At 64.7% G+C, this 22515-nt stretch carries 20 protein-coding genes; 7 read left to right on the top strand and 13 right to left on the bottom strand.

What is annotated here, in order from left to right; genetic code table 11:
• The first annotated feature begins 118 nt into the window (after positions 1-118).
• The 6 genes from AKL02_RS04475 to katG all read left to right on the top strand — a co-directional run bounded on the left by AKL02_RS04475 (position 119) and on the right by katG (position 8813).
• On the top strand, positions 119-922 hold the full coding sequence (locus AKL02_RS04475; protein ID WP_083078780.1) for an IclR family transcriptional regulator: 804 nt from the start codon (positions 119-121) through the stop codon (positions 920-922).
• 32 nt (positions 923-954) lie between these two features.
• The gene (locus AKL02_RS04470; RefSeq protein ID WP_083078777.1) at positions 955-2016 is read left to right on the top strand and encodes an ABC transporter ATP-binding protein; all 1062 of its coding nucleotides are present in this window, start codon (positions 955-957) and stop codon (positions 2014-2016) included.
• Complete coding sequence (locus AKL02_RS04465; RefSeq protein ID WP_083078774.1) at positions 2013-2933, top strand: Gfo/Idh/MocA family protein; 921 nt, start codon at positions 2013-2015, stop codon at positions 2931-2933. Before AKL02_RS04470 ends, AKL02_RS04465 begins: the two co-directional genes overlap by 4 nt.
• Before the next feature lie 27 nt (positions 2934-2960).
• Complete coding sequence (gene dgoD, locus AKL02_RS04460) at positions 2961-4109, top strand: galactonate dehydratase (protein ID WP_078599638.1); 1149 nt, start codon at positions 2961-2963, stop codon at positions 4107-4109.
• A 2-nt stretch (positions 4110-4111) separates the two neighbouring features.
• The gene (locus AKL02_RS04455; RefSeq protein ID WP_083078771.1) at positions 4112-6310 is read left to right on the top strand and encodes a glycoside hydrolase family 2 protein; all 2199 of its coding nucleotides are present in this window, start codon (positions 4112-4114) and stop codon (positions 6308-6310) included.
• A 328-nt stretch (positions 6311-6638) separates the two neighbouring features.
• On the top strand, positions 6639-8813 hold the full coding sequence (katG, locus tag AKL02_RS04450; protein ID WP_083078768.1) for a catalase/peroxidase HPI: 2175 nt from the start codon (positions 6639-6641) through the stop codon (positions 8811-8813).
• A 297-nt stretch (positions 8814-9110) separates the two neighbouring features.
• Here katG and AKL02_RS04445 read toward each other — a convergent pair whose 3' ends face one another.
• Positions 9111-9554, bottom strand: a complete 444-nt coding sequence (locus AKL02_RS04445; RefSeq protein WP_078519905.1) for a YtoQ family protein — start codon at positions 9552-9554, stop codon at positions 9111-9113.
• A 240-nt stretch (positions 9555-9794) separates the two neighbouring features.
• Between AKL02_RS04445 and AKL02_RS04440 the strand changes: the two genes are divergently transcribed.
• Entirely contained in the window at positions 9795-10193 is a 399-nt protein-coding gene (locus AKL02_RS04440; RefSeq protein ID WP_078519906.1) for a c-type cytochrome, read from the top strand.
• 381 nt (positions 10194-10574) lie between these two features.
• Here AKL02_RS04440 and sigJ read toward each other — a convergent pair whose 3' ends face one another.
• The 12 genes from sigJ to AKL02_RS04380 form a co-directional block, all read right to left on the bottom strand.
• Positions 10575-11471, bottom strand: coding sequence for an RNA polymerase sigma factor SigJ (gene sigJ, locus AKL02_RS04435; RefSeq protein ID WP_198453255.1), 897 nt, complete (start codon positions 11469-11471; stop codon positions 10575-10577).
• Positions 11458-11910 carry a carboxymuconolactone decarboxylase family protein gene (locus AKL02_RS04430; RefSeq protein WP_198453254.1) on the bottom strand — a complete coding sequence of 151 codons (453 nt, stop codon included), beginning with the start codon at positions 11908-11910 and terminating at the stop codon, positions 11458-11460. Before AKL02_RS04430 ends, sigJ begins: the two co-directional genes overlap by 14 nt.
• Positions 11911-12152: 242 nt before the next feature.
• Entirely contained in the window at positions 12153-13073 is a 921-nt protein-coding gene (locus tag AKL02_RS04425) for an XdhC family protein (RefSeq protein WP_165757006.1), read from the bottom strand.
• Between the two features lie 10 nt (positions 13074-13083).
• Positions 13084-14256 (bottom strand): M20 aminoacylase family protein, encoded by a 1173-nt coding sequence (locus tag AKL02_RS04420; protein WP_083078763.1) that lies wholly within the window; start codon positions 14254-14256, stop codon positions 13084-13086.
• Between the two features lie 12 nt (positions 14257-14268).
• Positions 14269-14859, bottom strand: a complete 591-nt coding sequence (locus AKL02_RS04415; protein WP_083078760.1) for an SRPBCC family protein — start codon at positions 14857-14859, stop codon at positions 14269-14271.
• A complete protein-coding gene (locus AKL02_RS04410) occupies positions 14859-15752 on the bottom strand; it encodes an NAD(P)-dependent oxidoreductase (RefSeq protein WP_078539954.1) in 894 nt (297 codons plus the stop codon). The genes AKL02_RS04415 and AKL02_RS04410 overlap by 1 nt, the downstream gene beginning before the upstream one ends.
• Complete coding sequence (locus tag AKL02_RS04405) at positions 15749-18127, bottom strand: xanthine dehydrogenase family protein molybdopterin-binding subunit (RefSeq protein ID WP_083078757.1); 2379 nt, start codon at positions 18125-18127, stop codon at positions 15749-15751. Before AKL02_RS04405 ends, AKL02_RS04410 begins: the two co-directional genes overlap by 4 nt.
• Positions 18124-18621, bottom strand: coding sequence for a (2Fe-2S)-binding protein (locus AKL02_RS04400; protein ID WP_083078755.1), 498 nt, complete (start codon positions 18619-18621; stop codon positions 18124-18126). The genes AKL02_RS04405 and AKL02_RS04400 overlap by 4 nt, the downstream gene beginning before the upstream one ends.
• A complete protein-coding gene (locus AKL02_RS04395; RefSeq protein ID WP_083078753.1) occupies positions 18618-19487 on the bottom strand; it encodes an FAD binding domain-containing protein in 870 nt (289 codons plus the stop codon). Before AKL02_RS04395 ends, AKL02_RS04400 begins: the two co-directional genes overlap by 4 nt.
• Before the next feature lie 4 nt (positions 19488-19491).
• Positions 19492-20601: an ABC transporter ATP-binding protein gene (locus AKL02_RS04390; RefSeq protein WP_083078750.1), complete on the bottom strand. Its 1110-nt coding sequence runs from the start codon at positions 20599-20601 to the stop codon at positions 19492-19494.
• Positions 20602-20614: 13 nt separating this feature from the next.
• Positions 20615-21580 carry a carbohydrate ABC transporter permease gene (locus AKL02_RS04385; RefSeq protein ID WP_198453253.1) on the bottom strand — a complete coding sequence of 322 codons (966 nt, stop codon included), beginning with the start codon at positions 21578-21580 and terminating at the stop codon, positions 20615-20617.
• 1 nt (position 21581) lies between these two features.
• The gene (locus AKL02_RS04380) at positions 21582-22427 is read right to left on the bottom strand and encodes a carbohydrate ABC transporter permease (protein ID WP_198453252.1); all 846 of its coding nucleotides are present in this window, start codon (positions 22425-22427) and stop codon (positions 21582-21584) included.
• Positions 22428-22515: the final 88 nt, after the last annotated feature.

Here is a 22515-nt window from a genome sequence, read left to right as displayed (position 1 = left end):
CTCCCGTTTCAGTAGCACATGGCTCAAAGATTTTAGTTTCAAATATTGGAACCATGTTTTACATATTGAAATGCTGCCGCGAATCTCTCATCCTGTCAACAGCCCTGAGGAGGAGCCCATGAACGACGCCACGCCAAAGTCGGAGAAATCGGACGGCACGGTTGGACGCACGCTGGCCGTGCTCGACCGCGTTGCCGAATTCGGCCGCCCCGTGCGTTTCGCCGAGTTGCTGCCGGTCTGCGATCTGCCCAAGGCGACCCTGTATCGCTTCGTGCAGACGCTCACGAACCAGGGCATGCTCGCCTTCGACGAGGATCGTCAGACCTATCGGCCGGGTTTGCGCCTCGTGCGCCTTGCTCATGCCGCCTGGGCGCAAAGTTCGCTTGCGCCGATCGCAGCGCCCTACCTCGACCAACTGTCGAAGGAGACCGGTCAGACGCTGCACCTCGCGCAGCTCGATCAGGGCATGGTGCTCTATGTCGACAAGCGCAACGCCTCGCGCCCGGTCGAGATGTTCTCGCAATCGGGCAAGGTCGGTCCGGCCTATTGCACGGGCGTGGGCAAGGCGATGCTCGCCTATCTACCCGAGGACGCGCTGCAGAATGCGCTGACGCGGCAGAGCTTTCATCGTTTCACGGAACACACCCTGACCGACGCGACGAGCCTGCGCGCCGAGCTGGAGAACATCCGCAAGCGCGGTTTTGCCTGGGATGACGAGGAGCACGAGCCCGGCATCCGCTGCATCGCCGCTCCGATCCTGTCGCCGCAGGGCCGCGTTCTGGGCGCGCTCTCGATCACCTCGGGCCAGCCCGACGGTCAAAAACAACTCGAAACCTATGCCCCGCTGATCCTCGAGACAGCGGAGAAGATCGCGAAAGCGGCCAGTGACTGGCGCTTTCCGGAACAGAAACGCGCCGACTGAACCCCGGCGCGTAAAAACAGGGAGGAGACCCCGTGAGCGGAGTCGCATTGGAGAAGATCGTCAAGAGATTTGGCGATGCGGAGGTGATCCACGGCGTCGATCTGACGGTCGACCCGGGGGAATTCTGTGTCTTCGTCGGGCCGTCCGGCTGTGGCAAGTCGACGCTTTTGCGGATGATCGCGGGGTTGGAGGAGACCTCGGACGGCGCAATCCGCATCGGCGGGCGCGAAGTCACGAAGGCCGAACCCGCCGAGCGCGGCATCGCGATGGTGTTTCAGACCTACGCGCTCTACCCGCATATGACGGTAGGCGAGAATATGGGCTTCGGGCTGAAGATGAACGGCCATCCGAAGGCCCAGATCAGTGACAAGGTGCAGGAAGCGGCGCGGATCCTGAAGCTGGAGCCGCTTCTGGACCGTAAGCCTGCCGCACTCTCGGGCGGTCAGCGCCAGCGTGTGGCCATCGGCCGCGCGATCACCCGTGGCCCGGAGGTGTTCCTCTTCGACGAACCGCTCTCCAACCTCGATGCCGAATTGCGCGTCGAGATGCGCGCCGAGATCGCGCGCCTGCACCGCGAGATCGGGGCGACGATGATCTACGTCACCCACGATCAGGTCGAGGCGATGACGATGGCCGACAAGATCGTCGTGCTGCGCGCGGGCAATATCGAACAGGTCGGAAGCCCGATGGAGCTTTACGACGATCCCGACAATCGCTTCGTTGCGGGCTTCATGGGCTCGCCTTCGATGAACTTCCTCGCCGCGACCGTGGTGGAGGGGCAGCTCGACGTGCCCGCTCTGGGGCAGCGCGTCGACAGCCCCGTTGCCTTGCCGGCAGACGGCACGAAGCTGGAAATCGGCATCCGCCCCAACGCGCTGCGCCTGAGCGGTGCGGAGGGCAACTTCACCATCGAGATGGCCGAGAACCTTGGCGGCGTCAGCTATGCGCATCTCGACGCGGCCACCGGCGAGCGCGTCGTGGTCGAGACCGATCAGCGCCTCCACGGCGCGGTCGGCGGCAAGACCGGGCTCAGCTTCGATCTGGCCTCGGTCTATGTGTTTGACACCAGCACGGGCGCACGGGTGCGCGGATGAGCCTTGCCATCGGCCTCGTGGGGCTGGGAGCGATCGCCCGCGCCCAGCACCTTCCCGCGATCGCGGATACCGACGGCGTGCATCTCGCCGCCATCGCGAGCCGCAATGCCACCCTGCCCGACCTGCCAAGCTATCCCGACCTGCGCGCGATGCTGGACGCCGAGCCCGAGATCGGCGCCGTCTCGCTCTGCACCCCGCCGCAGGGGCGGTTCGATCAGGCGATGGCGGTGCTGCGCGCGGGCCGTCACCTGATGCTCGAAAAGCCGCCCGGCATGACGCTGAGCGAGGTCGAGGCGCTGCGCGAGACCGCCGCCAAGGCGGGACTGACGATCTTCGCCACCTGGCATTCGCGCGAGGCGGCGGCCGTGGACGCGGCGCGCCAATGGCTCGCCGGGCGCGAGATTTCCGCGATCCGGATCGACTGGCGCGAGGACGTACGCAAGTGGCATCCCGGCCAGGAGTGGATCTGGCAGCCGGGCGGGCTCGGGGTCTTCGATCCCGGCATCAACGCGCTCTCGATCCTGACCCGTATCCTGCGCCAGCCGGTGCGGCTGACAGCGGCCGCGCTAAGCATCCCGCGAGGTCGCCAGACCCCGATCGCCGCTGATCTGGAGATGTGCGCAGGCGAGACCCCGATCACCGCAGCCTTCGACTGGCGGGAAACGGGTGACGAGCTGTGGCGCATCACCCTTCAGACCGAACGCGGCACAGCCATGCTCGACAAGGGCGGAGCTGAGTTCAGCGTCGATGGCGAGGTGATCGCCACGGGCGAGAACCGCGAATACGCCAATCTCTACGCCCGGATGCGCGATCTGGTGCGCGCCGGCCAAAGCGATCTCGACCTCGCGCCAATGCGGCTTGTCGCAGACGCCTTCATCAATGCACGTTTCGCGATCACCGATCCTTTCGACGCCTGATCGCGCCCACTAACCCTGAGGACCGTTATGAAAATCACCGCCATCGAAACCTTCATCGTGCCGCCGCGCTGGTGTTTCGTGAAAATCTCCACCGACGAGGGCATCTCCGGCTGGGGCGAACCGGTGCTCGAAGGCCGCGCAGCCTCTGTCGCCGCCTGCGTCGAGGAACTGTCGGACTACCTGATCGGCAAGGACCCCGGCCATATTCAGGACCACTGGACGGTGATGTATCGCGGCGGCTTCTATCGCGGCGGCGGGATCCACATGTCGGCCATCGCCGGGCTCGATCAGGCGCTGTGGGACATCAAGGGCAAGGCGCTTGGCGTGCCTGTCCATGCGCTTCTGGGCGGCCAGCAACGCGACCGCATCCGGGTCTATAGCTGGATCGGCGGCGACCGGCCCGGCGACACGGCGCAGATGGCGCGCGAGTGCGGCGACCGGGGCTTCACTGCGGTGAAGATGAACGGCACCGAGGAGCTGCAATTCATCGACTCCCACGACAAGATAGACGCCGTTCTGGCGCGCGTGCAGGCGATCCGCGAGGAAATGGGCCCCGATTTCGGCATCGGCGTGGACTTCCACGGTCGCGTCCATCGCCCGATGGCCAAGCAGCTCGCGAAGGAACTCGAGCCCTTCAATCTGATGTTCATCGAGGAGCCGGTGCTGAGCGAAAACGCCGAGGCGCTGCGTGAGATCGCCAACCATTGCTCCACCCCGATCGCATTGGGCGAGCGGCTCTATACGCGCTGGGATTTCAAATCGATCCTGCAGGGCGGTTACGTCGATATCGTCCAGCCCGACCCCTCGCATTCTGGCGGCATCACCGAGACCTACCGCATCGCGGCGATGGCCGAAGCGCATGACGTGGCGCTGGCGCTGCATTGCCCGCTGGGGCCGATCGCGCTGGCGGCGAACCTGCAGCTCGATGCGGTCTGCTACAACGCCTTCATTCAGGAGCAGTCGCTGGGCATCCATTACAACAAGGGCTCGGACCTGCTCGATTATCTGAGCAACCCGTCGGTCTTCGAATATGACGACGGCTTCGTCGCGATCCCGCAGGGCCCCGGCCTCGGCGTCGAGGTCAACGAGGAGAAAGTCCGTCAGGCGGCCTCTGAAGGTCACCGCTGGCGCAACCCGATCTGGCGCCATGCCGATGGCAGCTTCGCGGAGTGGTAAGCATGAGAGAGATCAGCAAACTGAACGAGGGCTGGACGTTCGCGGAAGGCTTCGACGCGGCGAAGGTCGCGGAGCCGCTGCAGGGCGAGACGGTCACCCTGCCCCATAACGCCGCCGACCTGCCGATGAGCTATTTCGACGAAGCCGCGTTCCAGCGCCCCTTCACCTATCAGCGCGAGATCGCGTGGAACGATGCGTGGGCGGGCAAGCTGGTGCGTCTGCGGTTCGACGGAGCGATGGCCGATGCCGTGGTCTATGTGAACGGCGCGGAAGTGCTGCGCCACCGCGATGGCTACACGCCCTTCACCGTCGATCTGACGGACCGGTTCGAAGGCGGCACGGCGCTGGTGACGGTGCATATCGACGGGTCGGAAAACCCCGAGATCCCGCCCTTCGGTGGCCGCATCGACTACCTCACCTATGCCGGGATCTATCGCGATGCGTGGCTCGAGGTGCTGCCCGAGGCCCATATCGCAAGCGTGAAGATCGAGACGCCCGACGTGCTGGCCGAGGCCAAGCGCGTTCTGGTCAAGCTCGACGCGCCGGGCACGGTGGAGGCGGTTCTGTCGGACGCCGACGGCCACGAGATCGCGCGCGGCGAGGGCACCGGAGAGATCACCTTCGAGGGCCTCAGCGGCATCACGCTCTGGTCGGTCGAGACGCCCGTGCTCTACACGCTGGCTCTGACCCTGAGCCAAAGCGGCGACCGCCTCACTCAGCGCTTCGGTTTCCGTCACGCGGAATTCACGCCCGAGGGGTTCTTCCTCAACGGCAAACGCGTGGTCCTGCGCGGCCTGAACCGGCACCAGAGTTTCCCCTATTCGGGCTATGCCCAAGGCAAACGCAGTCAGGAGCGCGACGCGGAAATCCTGCGTTACGATCTGGCCTGCAACATCGCGCGCACCTCGCATTACCCGCAAAGCCCCTATTTCCTCGACCGCTGCGACGAGATCGGCCTCATGGTCTTCGAGGAAATCCCCGGTTGGCAGCATATCGGCGGCGATGTCTGGCAGGACGAGTCCGTCGCCAATGTCGAGCGGATGATCCGGCGCGACTGGAACCACCCCTCGATCATCATCTGGGGCGTGCGGATCAACGAGAGCCCCGATGCGGAAGCGTTCTATAAACGCACCAATGCCCTCGCGCATGAGTTGGATGCGACGCGCCCCACCGGCGGCGTGCGCTGCATCACCGACAGCCAACTGCTCGAAGACGTCTACACGATGAACGATTTCATCCTCGGCGATTTCGAACTGCCCTTCTCGAACCGGCCGCGCACGAGCTTGCGCGACCAGCAGGAGGTGACGGGGCTTCCCACGCGCGTGCCCTATCTGGTGACCGAGTATAACGGGCACATGTATCCCACCAAGGCGGGCGACCCCGAGCATCGCCAGCACGAGCATGTGCTGCGCCATCTCGACGTGCTCAACGCCGCCCATGATCCCGATGCCGGGCTTGCGGGCTGCATCGGCTGGTGCATGTTCGACTACAACACCCACAAGGATTTCGGCGCGGGCGACCGGATCTGCCATCACGGCGTGATGTCGATCTTCCGCGAGCCGAAATTCGCGGCCTACGCCTATGCCAGCCAGCGCGATCCCGACGAGGCGATCGTGATGGAGCCGGTCACCGTCTGGTCGCGCGGCGAGCGCAATATCGGCGGGGTGATCCCGTTGATCGTGCTGACGAATTGCGACGAGGTGGAACTGTCCTATGCCGATGTGGTCAAGCGCGTCGGGCCTGATCGCACCCGCTTCCCGCATCTGCCGCACGCGCCGGTTATCATCGACTACGAGCATTTTACCCCGGACGAGGTGACCGCTTGGGGAGAGAGCTGGCATGCGGGCCGCCTGCGCGGCTATCGCAACGGCGAGTTGGTGATCGAGCGCGACTTCCCCGCCGATGCGATGTTCGACCGGCTCGAAGTGGCGCCCGATGTCACCGAGGCCGAGGCCGATCCGAGCGAGGAAATCCGCGTAATGATCCGCGCCCGCGATCAGGCCGGCAACAAGCTGCACTTCCTCAACGAGCCCGTTCACCTCACCGTCGAAGGCCCGGCTAAGCTGATCGGCTCCGACTGTCCGGTGCTCGCCGACGGTGCGACCGGTTGCTGGATTCGCCTGACGGGGACGCGCGGCACGATCAAGGTGACCGCGCGGCTTCGTGAGACGGTCGAGACAATCGAGATCGCGGCGGAGTAAGCGGCAAAGGCAGTGACGCTCGGTCAAGGCCATGGGGCAACCCGTTCGCGGCATGACATGTCGTTGAACGGGCGCCCGCTTTGGCCGGTTCGAACCTGTCGGGGTCGCATGACGCCAGCGCTCGGATTCCGCTGACAAAATGCCGATGCATAATTTTACATTATATGTCTTATTACAATTTCCAAATTTTTATTTATCACACTGCCTGCTATGAGCATCGGGCAAGGTAGGGACCCACGTGCCGTAGCCCCTATTCGGACAAGCTGCGGCATGTCAGACTTTAACCGGTCTCCCCGATCAACCCCGTGCTCAGCAGGAGGAAGCACAGATGGACGGAAATGACGTGAACACGGGCGGCAAGTGCCCGGTGATGCATGGCGGCAATACCGAGCTTGGCTCGAACGTGATGAACTGGTGGCCGCAGGCGCTCAATCTCGACATCCTGCACCAGCATGACACCAAGACGGACCCGCTGGGGCGCAGCTTCGACTATGCCGAAGAGGTCGAGAAGCTCGACTACGACGCGCTGAAAGCCGATCTGCATGCGCTGCTGACCGAAAGTCAGGAGTGGTGGCCGGCTGACTGGGGCCATTACGGCGGTTTGATGATCCGCCTCGCCTGGCACTCGGCGGGCTCCTACCGTCTCGCGGATGGGCGCGGCGGCGCGGGCACCGGCAATATCCGCTTCGCCCCGCTCAACTCGTGGCCCGACAATGCGAGCCTCGACAAGGCCCGTCGTCTGCTCTGGCCGCTCAAGAAAAAATACGGGAACCGGCTCAGCTGGGCGGACCTGATCATCCTCGCCGGCACCGTCGCCTATGAAAGCATGGGTCTGAAGACCTTCGGCTTCGCCTTTGGCCGCGAGGACATCTGGCATCCCGAGAAGGACACCTATTGGGGCGCCGAGAAGGAATGGCTCGCGCCGTCGGACGAGCGCTATGCCAATGTCGACAAGCCCGACACGATGGAAAACCCGCTCGCCGCCGTGCAGATGGGCCTGATCTACGTGAACCCCGAAGGCGTCAACGGCCAGCCCGACCCGATGAAGACCGCGGCGCAGGTCCGTGAGACCTTCGCGCGCATGGCGATGAATGACGAGGAAACCGCCGCGCTGACCGCGGGCGGCCACACCGTCGGCAAATGCCACGGCAATGGCGACGCGTCGGCGCTCGGCGCGGAACCTGAAGCCGCCGATGTCGAGCAGCAGGGTCTCGGCTGGTTCAACCCGAACCTGAAGGGGCAAGCGAGCAACTCGATCACCGGCGGGCCGGAAGGTGCCTGGACGACGAACCCGCTCGAATTCGACATGGGGTATTTCGAGATGCTCTTCGGTCATGAATGGGAAGTCACCCAGAGCCCCGCTGGCGCGAAACAGTGGAAGCCGGTGGACATCGCCGAAAAGGACATGCCGCTCGACACTTCGGACCCGAGCCAGCGCCGGATGCCGATGATGACCGATGCCGACATGGCGATGAAGGTCGACCCGATCTACAACGAAATCTGCCAGAAATTCATGGCCGATCCGGAGTATTTCAAGGAGACCTTCGCCCGCGCCTGGTTCAAGCTGACCCACCGCGATATGGGCCCGAAGGTCCGCTACAAGGGCCCGTGGGTGCCCTCGGAAGATCTGGTCTGGCAAGACCCGGTCCCCGCCGGGTCTACCGATTGGGACGTGGACGCTGTGAAGGCGAAGATCGCGGCCTCGGATCTGTCGGTGGCCGAACTGGTCTCGACCGCTTGGGACAGCGCGCGCACCTATCGCGGCTCGGACATGCGCGGCGGCGCCAATGGCGCGCGCATCCGTCTGGCCCCGCAGAAGGACTGGGAAGGCAACGAGCCCGCCCGTCTGCAAAAGGTGCTTTCGGTGCTCGAGCCGATCGCGGCGGAAGCCGGTGCCTCGGTGGCCGACGTTATCGTGTTGGCGGGCAATGTCGGCGTCGAGAAGGCGATCAAGGCCGCCGGTCATGACGCGACGGTGCCCTTCGCGCCGGGTCGTGGCGACGCGAGCGACGAGATGACCGATGCCGACAGCTTCGATGTGCTCGAACCGCTCGCCGACGGGTTCCGCAACTGGCTCAAGAAGGACTACGTCGTCTCGCCCGAGGAGATGCTTCTGGACCGTGCCCAGCTGATGGGACTGACCGCGCATGAAATGACCGTCCTGATCGGCGGCATGCGGACGATCGGCACCAACTATGGCGGAACCAAGCACGGCGTCTTCACCGACCGTGAAGGCCAGCTGACGACCGACTTCTTCGTCAACCTGACCGATATGGGCTATAGCTGGCATCCGGTGGGCGACGGCGCCTACGAGATCCGCGACCGCAAAACCGGCGCGGTTAAGTGGACCGCGAGCCGCGTCGATCTGGTCTTCGGCTCGAACGCGATCCTGCGCGCCTATGCCGAGGTCTATGCGCAGGACGACGCAAGCGAGAAGTTCGTGGAGGACTTCGTGGCCGCCTGGACCAAGGTGATGAACGCCGATCGCTTCGATCTGGGCTGATCGCCTCTCCCGAAGAAAATCGCGCCCCTCGCAGGATGACCTGCGGGGGGCGTTTTCGTTTGGGGGATCAGCGAGACTCCGGTCCCGGCTCAGACCGACGCCCGGGGCGACCAGTCCCGGGCAGCGCCCGACCTCCCCCCGGGAGGGCGCTTTTGCCACCTCGACGCGAGCACACCTGTCGATCGGATGTGGTACGATAAAGCACAGACCACCTATCTCGTGCCTGCGCCCACCCGAGGTCGGGCCCCGCCCTCATCGCAGGCGGATAGCCGAAAAGGATATGGGCGCCGTTCCGCCTTACAGCGCCGCCGTCGTCACATAGCGCAGCGCGCGGGCCACCTGCTCGGGCGTGCGCGCGACCGCATTGGCCGCCGCATCGACCTCCTTGAGCGCATGATCGTGCTCGGGCGGCTGAAGCACGATGATCGGCTTACCGAGCGCCGCCGCATAGCCCGCGTCGAAGGCCGCGTTCCACTGCTTGTATTTCTCTCCGAAACACACGACGAGCACGTCGCAGCGCTCGATCCCGGTGCGGATACGGATCGCGTTGAGCGACGCGCCCTTGCGGTCATGCCAGAACTTGTCCTCTTCCGCGCCGAAGATCTCGACCCCGCAATCATCCGAGGCCCCGTGATCCGTCACTGGCCCCGACCATTCGATCTCGAGCCCTTCGCAGGCCGATTTCACCGCCTCGCGCCAATCGGTGTGAATTTCGCCGGCCAGATAGACATTCAGTTTCATCGCATCCTCTTTTCGCTGTGGCGTGGGCCCCGCTTCGGGCCGCGTCTCTTTTCCAGCGCGATCCTTGAGGATCGGGACCAGCTTGGCAACCTCTCCGGTCGTCCGCCCCCCTCCGATCCGCTCCCCATGCGTTTGATCCGCCAGCAGGCATAGCGACATGTCATTGACGCCGGTCAGTGCGCGAAATCGGCCACCTGCTTTGCTGGGAAGTGTTCGAAATCCTGGGAGGAGGAGAAAGCAATGAACGGTGTGGTGATTTCAAGCGTGGCAGCGCTCCTGCTGCTGACAACAAACGCTCTGGCGCAGGAGGATGCCGGTCGCGAGGAATACATGGTCGCCTGCGCTGGATGTCATGGCGAGACCGCGAAGGGGAATGGCCCGCTGGCAGGGCTGCTGGATATTCAGACACCCGACCTCACGAGCCTCGCGGCGAAGAAGGGCAACGGCGAATTCCCGTTCGACTACACGCTTCGGATGATAGATGGCCGAAACGAGACGCGGGCGCATGGCAGCAAGATGCCGGTCTGGGGGGACCGTTACGCGGCCTCGGCGACCAGCGAGCGCGGAGAAACGGCGGACATGGTGGCCCGGGGGCGCATCCTGTCTCTCATCTATTATCTGGCCTCGATACAGCAGTAGCGCCCCGGCGCAGATGGTGGTGGGCCTCGGCATCTGTGCCGGCACTTTGATCGGCGGGCGCGCGGCGGACCGCTACCGCTTTGGCGCGATGAAGATGGCGGCCTTCAAAATCGCCAACGCCCTCGGCATGGCGGCGGGCGGGCGGGCGGAAGGAGCTGATGATCATCGACGGCACCAATCACGTCGACCCCTACGGCCAGACGGACATCATTCCCGTCGGCAAGCTGCAGAGCGTCTTCGAAGGCCATATGGCCTGATCACACACGAGGCAGGAAGCCGGGCCTCGTGTCCGGCTTCTTGATGTCCGCGGCCATGCCAGACGAAACACACGATGTGGCTTAGTCCTCATCAATCGGCCGAACAGCATGGAGCGCGCGACCCTTAGGATGGAAATCCTTCCTCTGCAGGACGAACATGCCGCAGCTTCTCGGGGTTTCGGACAATCCATATTGCTTTGATCTTTCCGGAATGAACCGCGAAGGCCGTGGTTTGCAGGACACCATTTTCCCGCACCACATATCCTGTTGCTCCGTTGATCAACTGCGGTCTCGGCACAGGCCCATTCGTCAGCTTGCCCTTCCGGGCCAACCCTTCGAAGAAGCGCGCGGCGTTCCGGCTCCCTCTCAGCACGTTGATCGCCGCCGGAACCTTGCCGCCACCATCCGTATGCACCTCGATATCTTCAGCGAAGATTTCCAGCAGCCGATCCATATCGCCCTCGCGGCTCGCAGCCCAGAATGCCGCGACAAGCGGGTGGGTCTCCCCTGCCCATTCCGGCGAGTTCCGATCGGCACCGGCGAGCTTGCGTCTTGCCCGCGAGACCAGCTGCCGACAATTTGCGGAAGACTGGCCGACGACCGCCGAGATCTCTTCGAAACTGTTATCGAACCCGTCGCGAAGAATGAACGCTGCGCGCATCTCGGGCGATAGTCGATCGAGCGTGAGCAGGAGTGCAATCCCCACGTCTTCGGTCAGGATCCAATCGCTTTCGGCATCCGCCGCATGGTCGGTGACAATCGGCTCGGGCAGCCACGCCCCCACATAGGTTTCCCGCCTCTTCTGCGCCGATCGCAGATGGTCGAGGCAAAGGCGCGTGACGACGGTCGACAACCATTGCGCCGGACGTTCGATGCCGGAGAGCCCGACGGTTTGCAGTTTCAGCGCCGCATCCTGAAGGATGTCTTCCGTCTCCGAGACTGACCCGGTCATTCGATAGGCGAGCCCCGCCAAGCGGCGGCGCTCCCTTTCGAAAACCTGCTGTGTCTCAGGCAACGGCATGATCGCGCTCTCTGATCTTGTGGGTAGACCGGAACCCAATCGCGAAACGATTCCACGCGTTAATCAACGTAACAGCGAAAGTCAGGTCGACGCATTCGCGCTCCGTAAAAACATTTCGGAGGCGCTGGAAGACCTCCTCCGAAGCACCCTGTTGCTCGATCCTTGTCAGGGCTTCGGCCCAATCGAGTGCGGCGCATTCGCGTTCGTCAAACGCAGGGCTTTCCCGCCAGGCCGCCAGCACATCGAGCTTTTGCTGCGACACACCCGCCTCCCGCGCGGCAGGCGCATGCATATCGAGGCAATAAGCACATCCGTTGATTTGCGACACGCGCATCTTGATAAGCTCCCGCAGCATAAGCGAAATCGAAAGCTCCTTCGTCGCCTCCTCGGCCGCCCTCATGGCCTTCATGGTCTCGGGGGCCGCTTCGTAGTAGTTCATTCGGGGCGTCATCGGCATCTCCTTGGGTTATATACCAGAAGACGAGACAGCCCCCCGCTTTGTGACAGGCGGAAAGAAAATCTCTCTGTTCAGGTAGCCGGGTCTGGAGCCTAAGGGGACCTACGCCTTTTCGCCAAAGCCATGCGCCGGAACGGACGAACTCGGTCGAAGCTTTCGTCGCGCGGGGCATTTTAACGTAGATGCAATTCGCGGCGGCTTGTTCGGGCCAGCACGCGCGAATTTCAAACGTCGCGCTGCACTTCTTCAAGCACCTCGGCCAGCACCGACACGGCCAGCAGCCGCGGATCGCGCGCGGATTGGATCAGCCCGATTGGCCCATGAACCCGCGCGCGCGTCGCCGCGTCGATACCGCGGGCCTGCAAGCCCTCCTGCCGTCGGCTTTGCGTGCGCACGCTGCCTTGTGCCCCGATGTAGAACGCAGGGGTTGCGAGCGCCGCCTCGAGAATATCCAGCTCCCAATCGTGGTCGTGAAACAGAAGGATCACCGCCGTGCGCGCGTCGATGGCAACGTCTGAGGGGATCGCGCTTCGGTCCAACCTGCGCACCGTGCAGCCTGCACCTTCGGCATTGGCGAAACTGGCGTCTTCGGGCGTGAGCAAAAGATGCGGCGCGCCGGTGGCCCGCACCAGATCGGCGAAGAACACCGCCTCGGCCCCGGCACCGAAGATCACGAAGCGCGGCTCGGGGCGAAAGGCGATACGCAGCTCTCCCGGCTCGTCGGGGGCCTCGTCCTCCTGCATCAAACGCAAGCACCCCGAGGCGCTCAGTCCCAAGGCCGCCTCCGCGCGGCGCGCCCGCCTTGCCGCAAGCTCGCGAAGCAAAGAACGGTCCGGCGCGGGGATCACCGTGACCTCGAGCGCGCCGCCGCAGGGCAGCTTCAGATCGAAAAAGGGCGAACCGGCCCCATAGCGCAGCTTGCGCACCTGCCCGTCGGCCTGCGCCGCGCGCGCATGTTCGGCCACATCTTCTTCGATACAGCCAGAGCTAAGCGCTCCGAAGCGCCGACCGTCCGGCAAGATCGCCATCGCGGTGCCGACATTGCGATAGGCCGGGCCTTCGATGGCAGAGATCACCGCGATCGCACCGGGTGTGTCGGACCGCGCCAGTTCGAACCACGGATCTTGCGCGGCGGGATGGGTCACGGCTGGCCCCTCAATCGTTCGACCCGGCCAGCGCGCGCTGCGCGACCTCGACAAAGAATTGCACGCCCAGCGGCAGGATGGAGTCGTTGAAATCGTAATGCGGGCTGTGCAGGTTGCGCCCGCCCTCGGTCGATCCGTTGCCGATCCAGCCGTAAGCGCCGGGCACCTTCTCCAGCAGGAAGGCGAAATCCTCGCTCGCCATGCTGGGCGCGTAATCGACCTGTACCGCGTCGCGGCCCACGATGGCCTCGGCGGCGCGACGTGCGGTTTCGGCGGCCTCGGCATCGTTGATCGTGGCCGGGTAGCGGCGCTGATAGATCAGCTCGGCCTTGGCATGAAACGCCTCGGCGATCATTTCGGCGCGGCGCGTCATCTCGGCCTGCACGAAATCGCGCGTCGCGGGGCGCAGGGTGCGCACAGTGCCGTGCAGGGTCACTTCGTCGGGGATCACATTGAGCGTGTGGCCCGCATGGATCTGCGTGACCGAGATCACCGTCGCGTCGGTCGGATCCACCGCGCGGCTGACGATGGTTTGCCAGGCCATCTGCAGCTGGGCCGCCAGCGTGATCGGGTCGATCCCCTCATGCGGCATCGCGCCATGCGAGCCCTTGCCCATCACCTTCAGCTCGAACGTGTCGAACGCGGCCATCACGGGGCCCGCGCGCATCGCGATCTTGCCCGCCTCCAGCCCCGGCCAGTTATGCAGCGCAAAGGTGCTGTCGAGCGGGAATTGGTCAAGCAACCCATCCTCGATCATCACCCGCGCGCCGCCTTCGTTTTCCTCGGCGGGCTGGAAGATGAACACCACCGTGCCCGGTCCCGGCGGATCGGCCGCCATCGCCTGCGCGGCGCCCAGAAGCATCGTGGTGTGACCGTCATGGCCACAGGCATGCATCTTGCCGGGGATCTCGGAGGCATAATCCGCGCCGGTCAGTTCGGAGATCGGCAGCGCGTCGATATCGGCGCGCAGGCCGACCGTCGGCCCCTCGCCATTTCGCAGAACGCCGATCACCCCGGTCCCGGCCAGCCCCTCATGGACCTCAAGTCCGAAAGCACGCAACTCAGCCGCGATGAAGGCGGCGGTCTCGTGTTCCTCGAAGGCCAGTTCGGGGCGGCGATGCAACGCGTGCCGCCATTCGACCAACTGGTCTTCCATCGCCTTGATCGCCGGGGTGATGTTCATCGCGCGTCCTTTTCAACCAAAGAGCCAGCAGATCCCAAGCCCGAGGCCAAGACCGACCAGAAGCCACGCCACGCGGTCGATCAGCGGAATATGTCCCGCCGCCGCAGTGGCCACCGCGCCCGTCGGGGCAGCGCCTTCGCTTGACGGAGCGGTCTCTTCCGCCTCGCCGGTCACGACCCGCGAGAAGGCATTGAAGAAGTCCTCGGCATTCTTGCGCGCCACGCCCTGAATCAATCGCCCGCCGACTGCGGCCAGTTTACCGCCAACCTCGACATCGGCGACATAGGACAAACGCGTGCCCTCGCCTTCGGGCGCGAGCTTGATTTCCGCGCCGCCCTTGGCGAAGCCCGCAGGCCCGCCCTGCCCGCGCCCGGAGATCCGGTAGGACACGGGCGGAACGAGATCGCTCAGCTCCACCTTGCCGCGAAAGCTGGCCGAGACGGGGCCGACCCGTGCCACGACCGTGGCGGTATATTCGGCCTCACCCGTCTGCTCCATCGCTTCGCAGCCCGGGATCGCGCGGCGCAGCACCTCGGGGTCGTTGAGCCCGCGCCAGACCGTTTCGGGATCGGCCGGGATCAGGTGATCGCCTTCGAACCGCATCACCCGGCCTCCGCATGGATCGCGTTATAGGCACGGTAGAGCGCCTGCGTGCCCTCTTCGCCGAAGCCGTCATCCACCAGCTTGCCATAGAGGCTGCGCGCCAGCGACAGGCCCGGCAGATCGAGGCCCAATCTTTCGGCTTCGCTCAGCGCGATCGACATGTCCTTGACGAAGTGGTGGACGAAGAAGCCGGGCGCGAAATCCTCGTCCACCATCTTCGGCCCAAGCCCGTTGAGCAGGAAGCTCGACGCAGCCCCGGTTCCGATGACTTTGAGAACCTGCATCGGATCCAGACCGGCGGCGCGCGCGTAGCTGATGCTTTCCGCGACCGCGAGCATGGTCGAGGCGATGGCGATCTGGTTGGCCATCTTGGTGTGCTGCCCAGCGCCCGCCTTTCCCATCAGCGCGATATTCCCGCCCATCAGCTCCAGCACCGGAAGGACCCGCTCGAATGCCCGCGCATCGCCGCCCAGCATGATCGCGAGCTTGCCCGCCTTCGCACCGACATCGCCGCCGGACACCGGGGCGTCGAGCGCAGAGAGGCCGCGCGCGAGAGCCGCCTGCGCGATCTTCCCGGCCAGGGCCGGGCTCGAGGTGGTCATGTCGATCAGCACCGAGCCCGGGCGCGCCTTGGCGATGATCCCATCCTCACCGAGGTAGACCTGTTCGACATCGGCTGGGTAGCCCACGATGGTGATCGTGATATCGCTGGCCTCGGCCACGGCGCCGGGGCTGTCACACCACGTCGCCCCCTTCGCGACGAGGGCGTCGCCCTTGGCGCGGGTGCGGTTGTAGATGTTGAGCGGATGCCCCGCGGCGAGGATATGCCCCGCCATGTGCTGGCCCATGATTCCGAGTCCGATGAAGCCGACGCTGAGTTTCTCTTCTGTCACGGCTGGGTCCTTTTCGTTGAGCTGGGCGCGGCCTCTCGGAGAAGCGCGCGAATGGATTGGGGGGTCAACGGAAGACGCTCGATCGTCACGCCGCGCGGCGCGAGCGCATCGCTCACCGCGTTGGCGAGCACGCCGATTGCGCCCATCACGCCGCCTTCGGCCATACCCTTGATCCCCGCGGGGGTGCGGCGGTTCGGCGTGTTGTGATGCAGGATTTCGAATTCCGGGAGTTCGTTCGGGGAGGCCACGAGGTAATCGGCGAGCGTCGCGGAGAGGTTCTGCCCCGTGCCGTCGTAGATCACCTGTTCGAGCAGCGCGCCGCTCAGCCCCATCGCGATTGCGCCCTGCTGCTGGCCGCGCACGACGATCGGGTTGAGAACGGTGCCGGAATCCTCGGCGACGAGATAACGGTCTATGGTGATAGCGCCGGTCTGCGGGTCGACCTCGACCTCGCAGGCATGGGTCGAGTTGGAATAGGTCATCGCGGGCGGGTCGTAGCTATGCGAAAAGTCGAGCCCCGGCGCGATCCCTTCGGGAAGCGCCAGCGGATCGAGATAGGCGCGCCGCGCGATATCGGTCAGCGCAAGGCCCGTCTCCTGCCAGTCGTCGCCGATCATCCGTTCGATCTGGCCTGCGCGCATGCGCAGCCCGCCAGCATCGTTGAGATCGAGCATCGAAGCCGCAATCGCGAGCACCCGCTCGCGCGCCTTGAGCGCACAGAGATAGAGCGTCCCGCCGCCGGCCGTCGCGCCGCGTCCGCCGCGGCTGCCCATGCCGTAGGGCGCGATATCGGTGTTGCCCATATGGACCGTGACATCTTCCGAGCGCACGCCGAGCCCTTCGGCCACCGCCTGCGAAAGCGGGCTCTCGTAGCCCTGCCCAGTGCCCATCAGGCCGACGGAGGCGTTGACCGCTCCGCTCGGTTCGATCCGCACCCAGGCTGATTCATGGCCCGATCCGGGGATACCGGCGGATTTGTAGAATTCCGAGCCATAGGTCGTGCTCTCGATCACCGTGCACAGCCCGAGCCCCAGATAGCGCCCCTCGGCGCGCGCCTGCGCCTGCCGGGCACGGAAGGCCGCGACGTCGATCGCGTCCACGGCGATCTCGAGCGTCTCCCGTGGGCTGACATCTTCGAGGAGTTCGCCCGTGGGCATCTTGTAGGGCAAATCCTCCGGGCCGAGCGCGTTGATACGGCGCACCTCGACCGGGTCGAGGTCGAGGTCGCGGGCGATGGCGTCGATCGTGCCCTCCATCACCCAGCTCGTGATCGCCATGGGCGCGCGCATCGGGCCTGCGCCGCATTTATTGGTCAGCGCGACGCGGACTTCGTAGGCGTAGTCCTGAATCCGGTAGGGACCGGTCATGATCAGGGCGATGACGCGGGCCATATAGTTGGCCGGGTAGAAGCAATAGCCGCCGAAATCCTCGTCGATCTCGAGCTCGAGACCGAGAATCCGTCCGGTTTCGCTGACCGAGGCGCGGGTGCGGCACTCGTATTCCCGCGCATGGGCGGCGGACATCAGGTTCTCCATCCGATCCTCGCGCCACCGGATCGGGCGGCGCAGGTGGCGAGACAGAGCCGCGACCGTGAGTTCCTCGCGATAGAGCGCGATCTTCTGACCGAAGGCGCCGCCCACATCGGGGCTCATCACCGTCACCTGGCTTTCCGACAGGCCCAGCCGCGCAGCAAGCTGGCTGCGCAACGGATGCGGGACCTGATTGCCGATATGCATGTTCAGATGCGCGCGCCCGTCATCCCAATCGGCGACGCAGCCGCGCGTCTCCAGCGGGACATGCGTGTGGCGATGGAGCGAGAAACGGGCCTCGACGACGCGATGCGCCTCGGCCCGGCGCGCGGCAGGATCGCCGACGCACAGGCTTTGATGCGAGACCATGTTGCTGGTCAGGCTGTCATCGACCAGAGCGGCATCGGACGCGAAGGCCTCGGTGATCGAAGTCACCGCCGGAAGCTGGTCATATTCGACGGCGACACATTCGGCGGCATCCTCGGCGAGGTAGCGATCGGTCGCGACGACGCAGACCACCGGATCGCCGTGGAAGCGGACCTTGTCGATCGGAAGCGTCGTCAGCTCGGTCGGCTGCAGCCCCTCGATCGGCGGTGCGAGGCGCAGCCGCGTCGTCATCTGATCGAGATCGCGCCCGGTGAAAATCCCCACGACCCCCGGCATCTCAGCGGCTTCGGCGCTGTCGATCCCGAGAATGCGCGCATGAGCGTGGGGCGAGCGCACGAAGCTCACATGCAGCGCGCCGGGAAAGGCGAGGTCGTCGAGATAACGCCCGCGACCGGAGACGAGGCGTCGATCTTCCTTGCGCGGCAGGGCGCGACCAATCTCGGTGAAATCACCGCTCATGCCGCCTCTCCACGCATCCGGGCCGCAGCCTTCAGCACGGCGGCGACGATATTCTGATAGCCCGTGCAGCGGCACAGGTTGCCCGACAGGACATCGCGCACTTCCTCTGCGGTCGGATCCGGGTTCTCGCGCAGGTAATGCTCGAAGGTCACCACGATGCCGGGCGTGCAGAAACCGCATTGCAGCCCATGTTCCTCGTGCAGCGCCTGCTGAAGCGCCGAGAGCGCGTCGGGCCGTCCCATGGCCTCGACCGTCGTGACCTCGTGGCCCTCCATCTGGGCGGCGAAAGTCAGGCAGGCGCGCGCCGGACGGCCGTCGATCAGCACGGTGCAGGCGCCGCAGACGCCGTGTTCGCAGCCGACATGGGTGCCGGTCAGGCCGAGGTCGTCGCGCAGCACATCCGAGAGCAGCTTGCGCGCAGGCACCCGAACGTCGTGGGTTTCGCCATTCACGCTCAGCGAAAGCGTCAGGGGGTCGTGTGTCGGAGCGGTCATGCACCCTCCTCCCGGGTCAGAGCGGACTGGAACGCGCGAATGACAAGCGTTTCGGCAAGCTCCCGGCGATAGACGGCGGGCACCTGTTCACTGTCTTCGGGCGCGATCGCCGCGGCGGCCGCGGCTGCGAGGTCGCGAATGGTGTCCTCATCGGCCAGCCTGCCCTGCGCGCGCGCCTCGATCTCGGGCAGGCGCAGCGGGACGGTATCGACGCCGCCGAGCCCGAGCCGCAGCGCATCGATCTTGCCCTCCGCGTCGCGCGCGAAACTGAGCGCGACGCTGACCAGCGCGAAATCGCCGTGACGGCGCGAGAAAGCCTCGAAGGCCCAGAGATCGCCGACCGGGAGCGGAAAGCGCAGCGCGGTGATGAGTTCGCCATCGCGCAGATCGACCGTCATGATCGATTGCAGGAAATCGGCGGCGGCAACTTCGCGCGTGCCTGCCGGTCCCGATATCACCAGCGTCGCGTCCAGCGTGACTGCGATCAGCGGCAACTGGGCGGCGGGGTCCGCATGGGCGAGGCTGCCGCCGATCGTGCCACGCTGACGGATCGCGTAATGCCCGATCGAGGCGGCAGCGGCACCGAGAAGCGGCAGGCTCCGCTGCACTTCCGGCGCATTGGCCAGCCGGTGATGGCGCGTCAGCGCTCCGATCTCCAGCATGTCCTCCTTCACCCGCACGCGGTCCAGCTCGATCAGATCGTTGAGATCGATCAGATGGCCCGGGCGCGCCAGCCGCATGTTCAGCATCGGCCCTAGGCTTTGCCCTCCGGCGATCGGCTTGGCCGCCGGCCCATGCGTGCGCAACAGCGCCAGTGCCTCGGCAAGGCTCGCAGGCCGGTGGTAAGTGAAAGGGGCGGGTTTCATCGTGTCAGGCCGCGTTCCAGATCAGCGACTGACCGGTTTCGCGGTCGAAGACATGCAGGCGGTTGAGATCCACCGCGAGGGTGATGCTCTCGCCGAACGCATGGCGCAGATCCTTGCCGACGCGGAAGAACAGCTCCTCGCCGCCGAAATCCATACCCAGATACTGATCCGAGCCAACCGGAAGCACCGAGTTCACGGTGCCGCTGAGCGCATTGTATCCCGGCTCGGCAGTGCCTTCCGCGACATCCTCGGCCCGGATACCCAGCCGCACCGCGCGGCCCTCCTGCCCTTTCAGGGACGCTGCATGATCTGCCGGCAGTACGAGACGCAACCCATCGCGGACGAAGGCCATCTCGTCATCCGGCCCGGCCTCGAGCACGCCGTCGAAATAGTTGATCGGCGGGCTGCCGAGGAACGACGCCACGAAAGTGTTCGCGGGGCGCTCGTAGATGTCGTCGGGCGTGCCGATCTGCTGCACGACCCCGTCATTCATCACCACGATACGATCCGCGAGCGTGAGCGCCTCGGCCTGATCGTGGGTCACGTAGACGAAGGTGGTCTCCATCGCGCGGTGGAGTTCCTTGATCTCCGCGCGCATCGAGATCCGCAGCGCCGCGTCGAGGTTCGACAGCGGCTCATCCATCAGGAAGACCGACGGGTCACGGACCATCGCGCGTCCCAGCGCCACACGCTGACGCTGGCCGCCCGAAAGCTGCGACGGACGGCGGTCGAGCAGGTGCGAAATCTCGAGCTTCTTCGCGGCATCTTGCACGCGTTCGTCGATCTCTTCCTTCGACGCGTTCCGCATCTTCAGCCCGAAGCCGATATTGTCGTAGACGGTCTTATGCGGGTAGAGCGCGTAGCTCTGGAACACCATCGCGACGTCGCGCTTGTGCGGCGGGACGTAGTTCACGACCTGCTCGTCGAAGATCAGATCGCCGTCCGAGACTTCCTCGAGCCCTGCAATCATGTTGAGGGTCGTGGATTTGCCGCAGCCCGAGGGGCCGAGCAGGACGATGAACTCGCGATCCTCGATATCGAGGTTGAGATTGCGCACGGCATGGAAGCCGTTGGCGTATTTCTTGTTTACGTTGGTGAAGCGGATCCGGGCCAAGACTTTGTCCTTTCTAACCTTTGACAGCCCCGGCGGTCAGACCGGAAACGATGTAGCGTTCGAAGACGATGGCGACGATCACCGGCGGCACGACCGCCAGGACGCCAGCGGCGTTGAGGAAGGAGAAGCTCACCGTGAAATCGGAGGTGAACGAGGCCAGCAGGATCGGCAGGGTCTGCGACGCGGAGGTCTGCGTGAACATCAGCGCGAGCAGGAATTCGTTCCAGCTGGTAAGGAAGGTGAAGAGGACCACGGCGACGAGCGAGGGCAGCGAGAGCGGCAGGAACACCTTGATCAGCGCCTGGAACCGCGAACAGCCATCGACCCGCGCGGCCTTGTCCAGCTCGTCCGGGAGGCCCTCGAAATACTGGATCAGGATGAAGACCGTGAAGGGCACCGTGATCGCGAGATAGGTGATCACCAGGGATCCGAGCGTATCGAGCATCCCGAGTTTGCGGATCACCAGGAAGAACGGCACGACCAGCGCGATATCGGGGATCACCCGCGTGATCAGGATGAAGTAGACCGACGCGTTGCGCCCCCAGAACCGGATCTTCGCGATCGCATAGGCGGCCGGCACCCCGACGAGCAGGTTCAGGATCACCACCAGGATCGAGACGATCAGGCTGTTGGCCATCGACGGCAGGAGGTTCTCCGCGGTGGAGGGGATGAAGTCACCGGCAGCCGGATCGGCGCCCGAGCGCGTCTCGTAGGTGACGGGCTCGTCGTTCCCGGCGGTGAAGATCGCCTCGAAATTGCGCAGGGTCGGCTCTTCGGGAATCCAGTGCGGCGGGATCGAAACGATCTCGGTCTCGGTCTGGAACGCCGAAGAGACGAGCCAGGACACCGGGGCGAGAATGTAGGCCGCAAGGACGATCGCGGAGACCACGATCACCAGACGCTGCACAATACGCCCGATTTTCTGGCGGCGGCGGTAGTCGATCGTGTCGACAGGCGGGGTGATAGGCATATCGCTCATGTCAGATCTTGCGCCCCAGCGTTCGGATGAAGAGGTAGGAGAGTGCGAAAGTCGCGATTGCGAGGAGGTAGGACATCGCAGCACCGCTCCCGAAGGACAGGTTGCGGAAGGTCTCGACATAGATGTGCCACGAGAGCACATGCGACGCGCTGCCGGGCCCGCCCTCGGTCAGGATGAAGAAGAGATCGAAATGGCGGATCGCCATCATCGTCTCGTAGATCATCACCAGCATGAAACCGGGCTTCATCGCAGGCAGGGTGACATGCACGAAGCGCTGCCAGACCGTCGCGCCATCGACGCGTGCCGCCGCATAGAGATCAGACGGGATCGACTTGAGCGAGACCAGCAGAAGGATCGTCGTCAGCGGCACTTCCTTCCAGACGAAGGCATTGGCGATCAGGAACAGCGTTTTGTCCTGATCCCCCAGCCAGACCATGTATTTGTCGATGAAATCGAGCTGATAGAGCAGGCCGTTCAGTGCCCCGTAGCTGGAATCGTAGATCCATTTCCACATCAGCGCGTTCGCGACATAGGGGATCGCCCACGGCACCAGCAGGATCGTCGACAGGATACGACGCCCGCGGAATTCCTGATTCAGCAGCAGCGAGACAAGCAAGGCTATGAAAGCAATCGCGGTAACCGAGACGAGCGAGAAACTCACCGTGCGCCAGACCGCGCCCCAGAAAGCCTCATCGCCGAGAAGATCGGTATAGTTCTTCAGCCCGACAAAGGGGGTCCGGTTCGGACGCGTCAGTTTGATGCTGAAGAAGCTGATATAAAGCGAATAGGCGATCGGGAAGACCGCAACCGCGCCCAGAACGGCCATGACAGGAGCAAGAAACAGCATGGCGCTGCGCTCCTCGTATCCCACCCGCCATTTCGGGCGTGTCGCCCGTGTCATTGCATTCGCCACGTCATGCTCTCCCGTTGCCCTG

Origin of the sequence: Thioclava electrotropha (genome assembly GCF_002085925.2) — a bacterium.
Lineage (GTDB): Bacteria > Pseudomonadota > Alphaproteobacteria > Rhodobacterales > Rhodobacteraceae > Thioclava > Thioclava electrotropha.
Note: the sequence above shows the minus strand (reverse complement) of the source record. Positions and strands in the feature narration are given on the sequence as shown.

What these genes read in the sequence shown, in the direction of transcription:
- dgoD (WP_078599638.1), top strand. Translation starts at nt 2,961, where the DNA reads ATGAAAATCACCGCCATCGAAACCTTCATCGTGCCGCCGCGCTGGTGT.
- AKL02_RS04420 (WP_083078763.1), bottom strand. Translation starts at nt 14,256, where the DNA reads ATGAACATCACCCCGGCGATCAAGGCGATGGAAGACCAGTTGGTCGAA.
- AKL02_RS04440 (WP_078519906.1), top strand. Translation starts at nt 9,795, where the DNA reads ATGAACGGTGTGGTGATTTCAAGCGTGGCAGCGCTCCTGCTGCTGACA.
- AKL02_RS04380 (WP_198453252.1), bottom strand. Translation starts at nt 22,427, where the DNA reads ATGCTGTTTCTTGCTCCTGTCATGGCCGTTCTGGGCGCGGTTGCGGTC.
- AKL02_RS04475 (WP_083078780.1), top strand. Translation starts at nt 119, where the DNA reads ATGAACGACGCCACGCCAAAGTCGGAGAAATCGGACGGCACGGTTGGA.
- AKL02_RS04385 (WP_198453253.1), bottom strand. Translation starts at nt 21,580, where the DNA reads ATGAGCGATATGCCTATCACCCCGCCTGTCGACACGATCGACTACCGC.
- AKL02_RS04445 (WP_078519905.1), bottom strand. Translation starts at nt 9,554, where the DNA reads ATGAAACTGAATGTCTATCTGGCCGGCGAAATTCACACCGATTGGCGC.
- sigJ (WP_198453255.1), bottom strand. Translation starts at nt 11,471, where the DNA reads ATGCCGTTGCCTGAGACACAGCAGGTTTTCGAAAGGGAGCGCCGCCGC.
- AKL02_RS04415 (WP_083078760.1), bottom strand. Translation starts at nt 14,859, where the DNA reads ATGCGGTTCGAAGGCGATCACCTGATCCCGGCCGATCCCGAAACGGTC.
- AKL02_RS04400 (WP_083078755.1), bottom strand. Translation starts at nt 18,621, where the DNA reads ATGACCGCTCCGACACACGACCCCCTGACGCTTTCGCTGAGCGTGAAT.
- AKL02_RS04455 (WP_083078771.1), top strand. Translation starts at nt 4,112, where the DNA reads ATGAGAGAGATCAGCAAACTGAACGAGGGCTGGACGTTCGCGGAAGGC.
- katG (WP_083078768.1), top strand. Translation starts at nt 6,639, where the DNA reads ATGGACGGAAATGACGTGAACACGGGCGGCAAGTGCCCGGTGATGCAT.
- AKL02_RS04465 (WP_083078774.1), top strand. Translation starts at nt 2,013, where the DNA reads ATGAGCCTTGCCATCGGCCTCGTGGGGCTGGGAGCGATCGCCCGCGCC.
- AKL02_RS04405 (WP_083078757.1), bottom strand. Translation starts at nt 18,127, where the DNA reads ATGAGCGGTGATTTCACCGAGATTGGTCGCGCCCTGCCGCGCAAGGAA.
- AKL02_RS04395 (WP_083078753.1), bottom strand. Translation starts at nt 19,487, where the DNA reads ATGAAACCCGCCCCTTTCACTTACCACCGGCCTGCGAGCCTTGCCGAG.
- AKL02_RS04430 (WP_198453254.1), bottom strand. Translation starts at nt 11,910, where the DNA reads ATGAACTACTACGAAGCGGCCCCCGAGACCATGAAGGCCATGAGGGCG.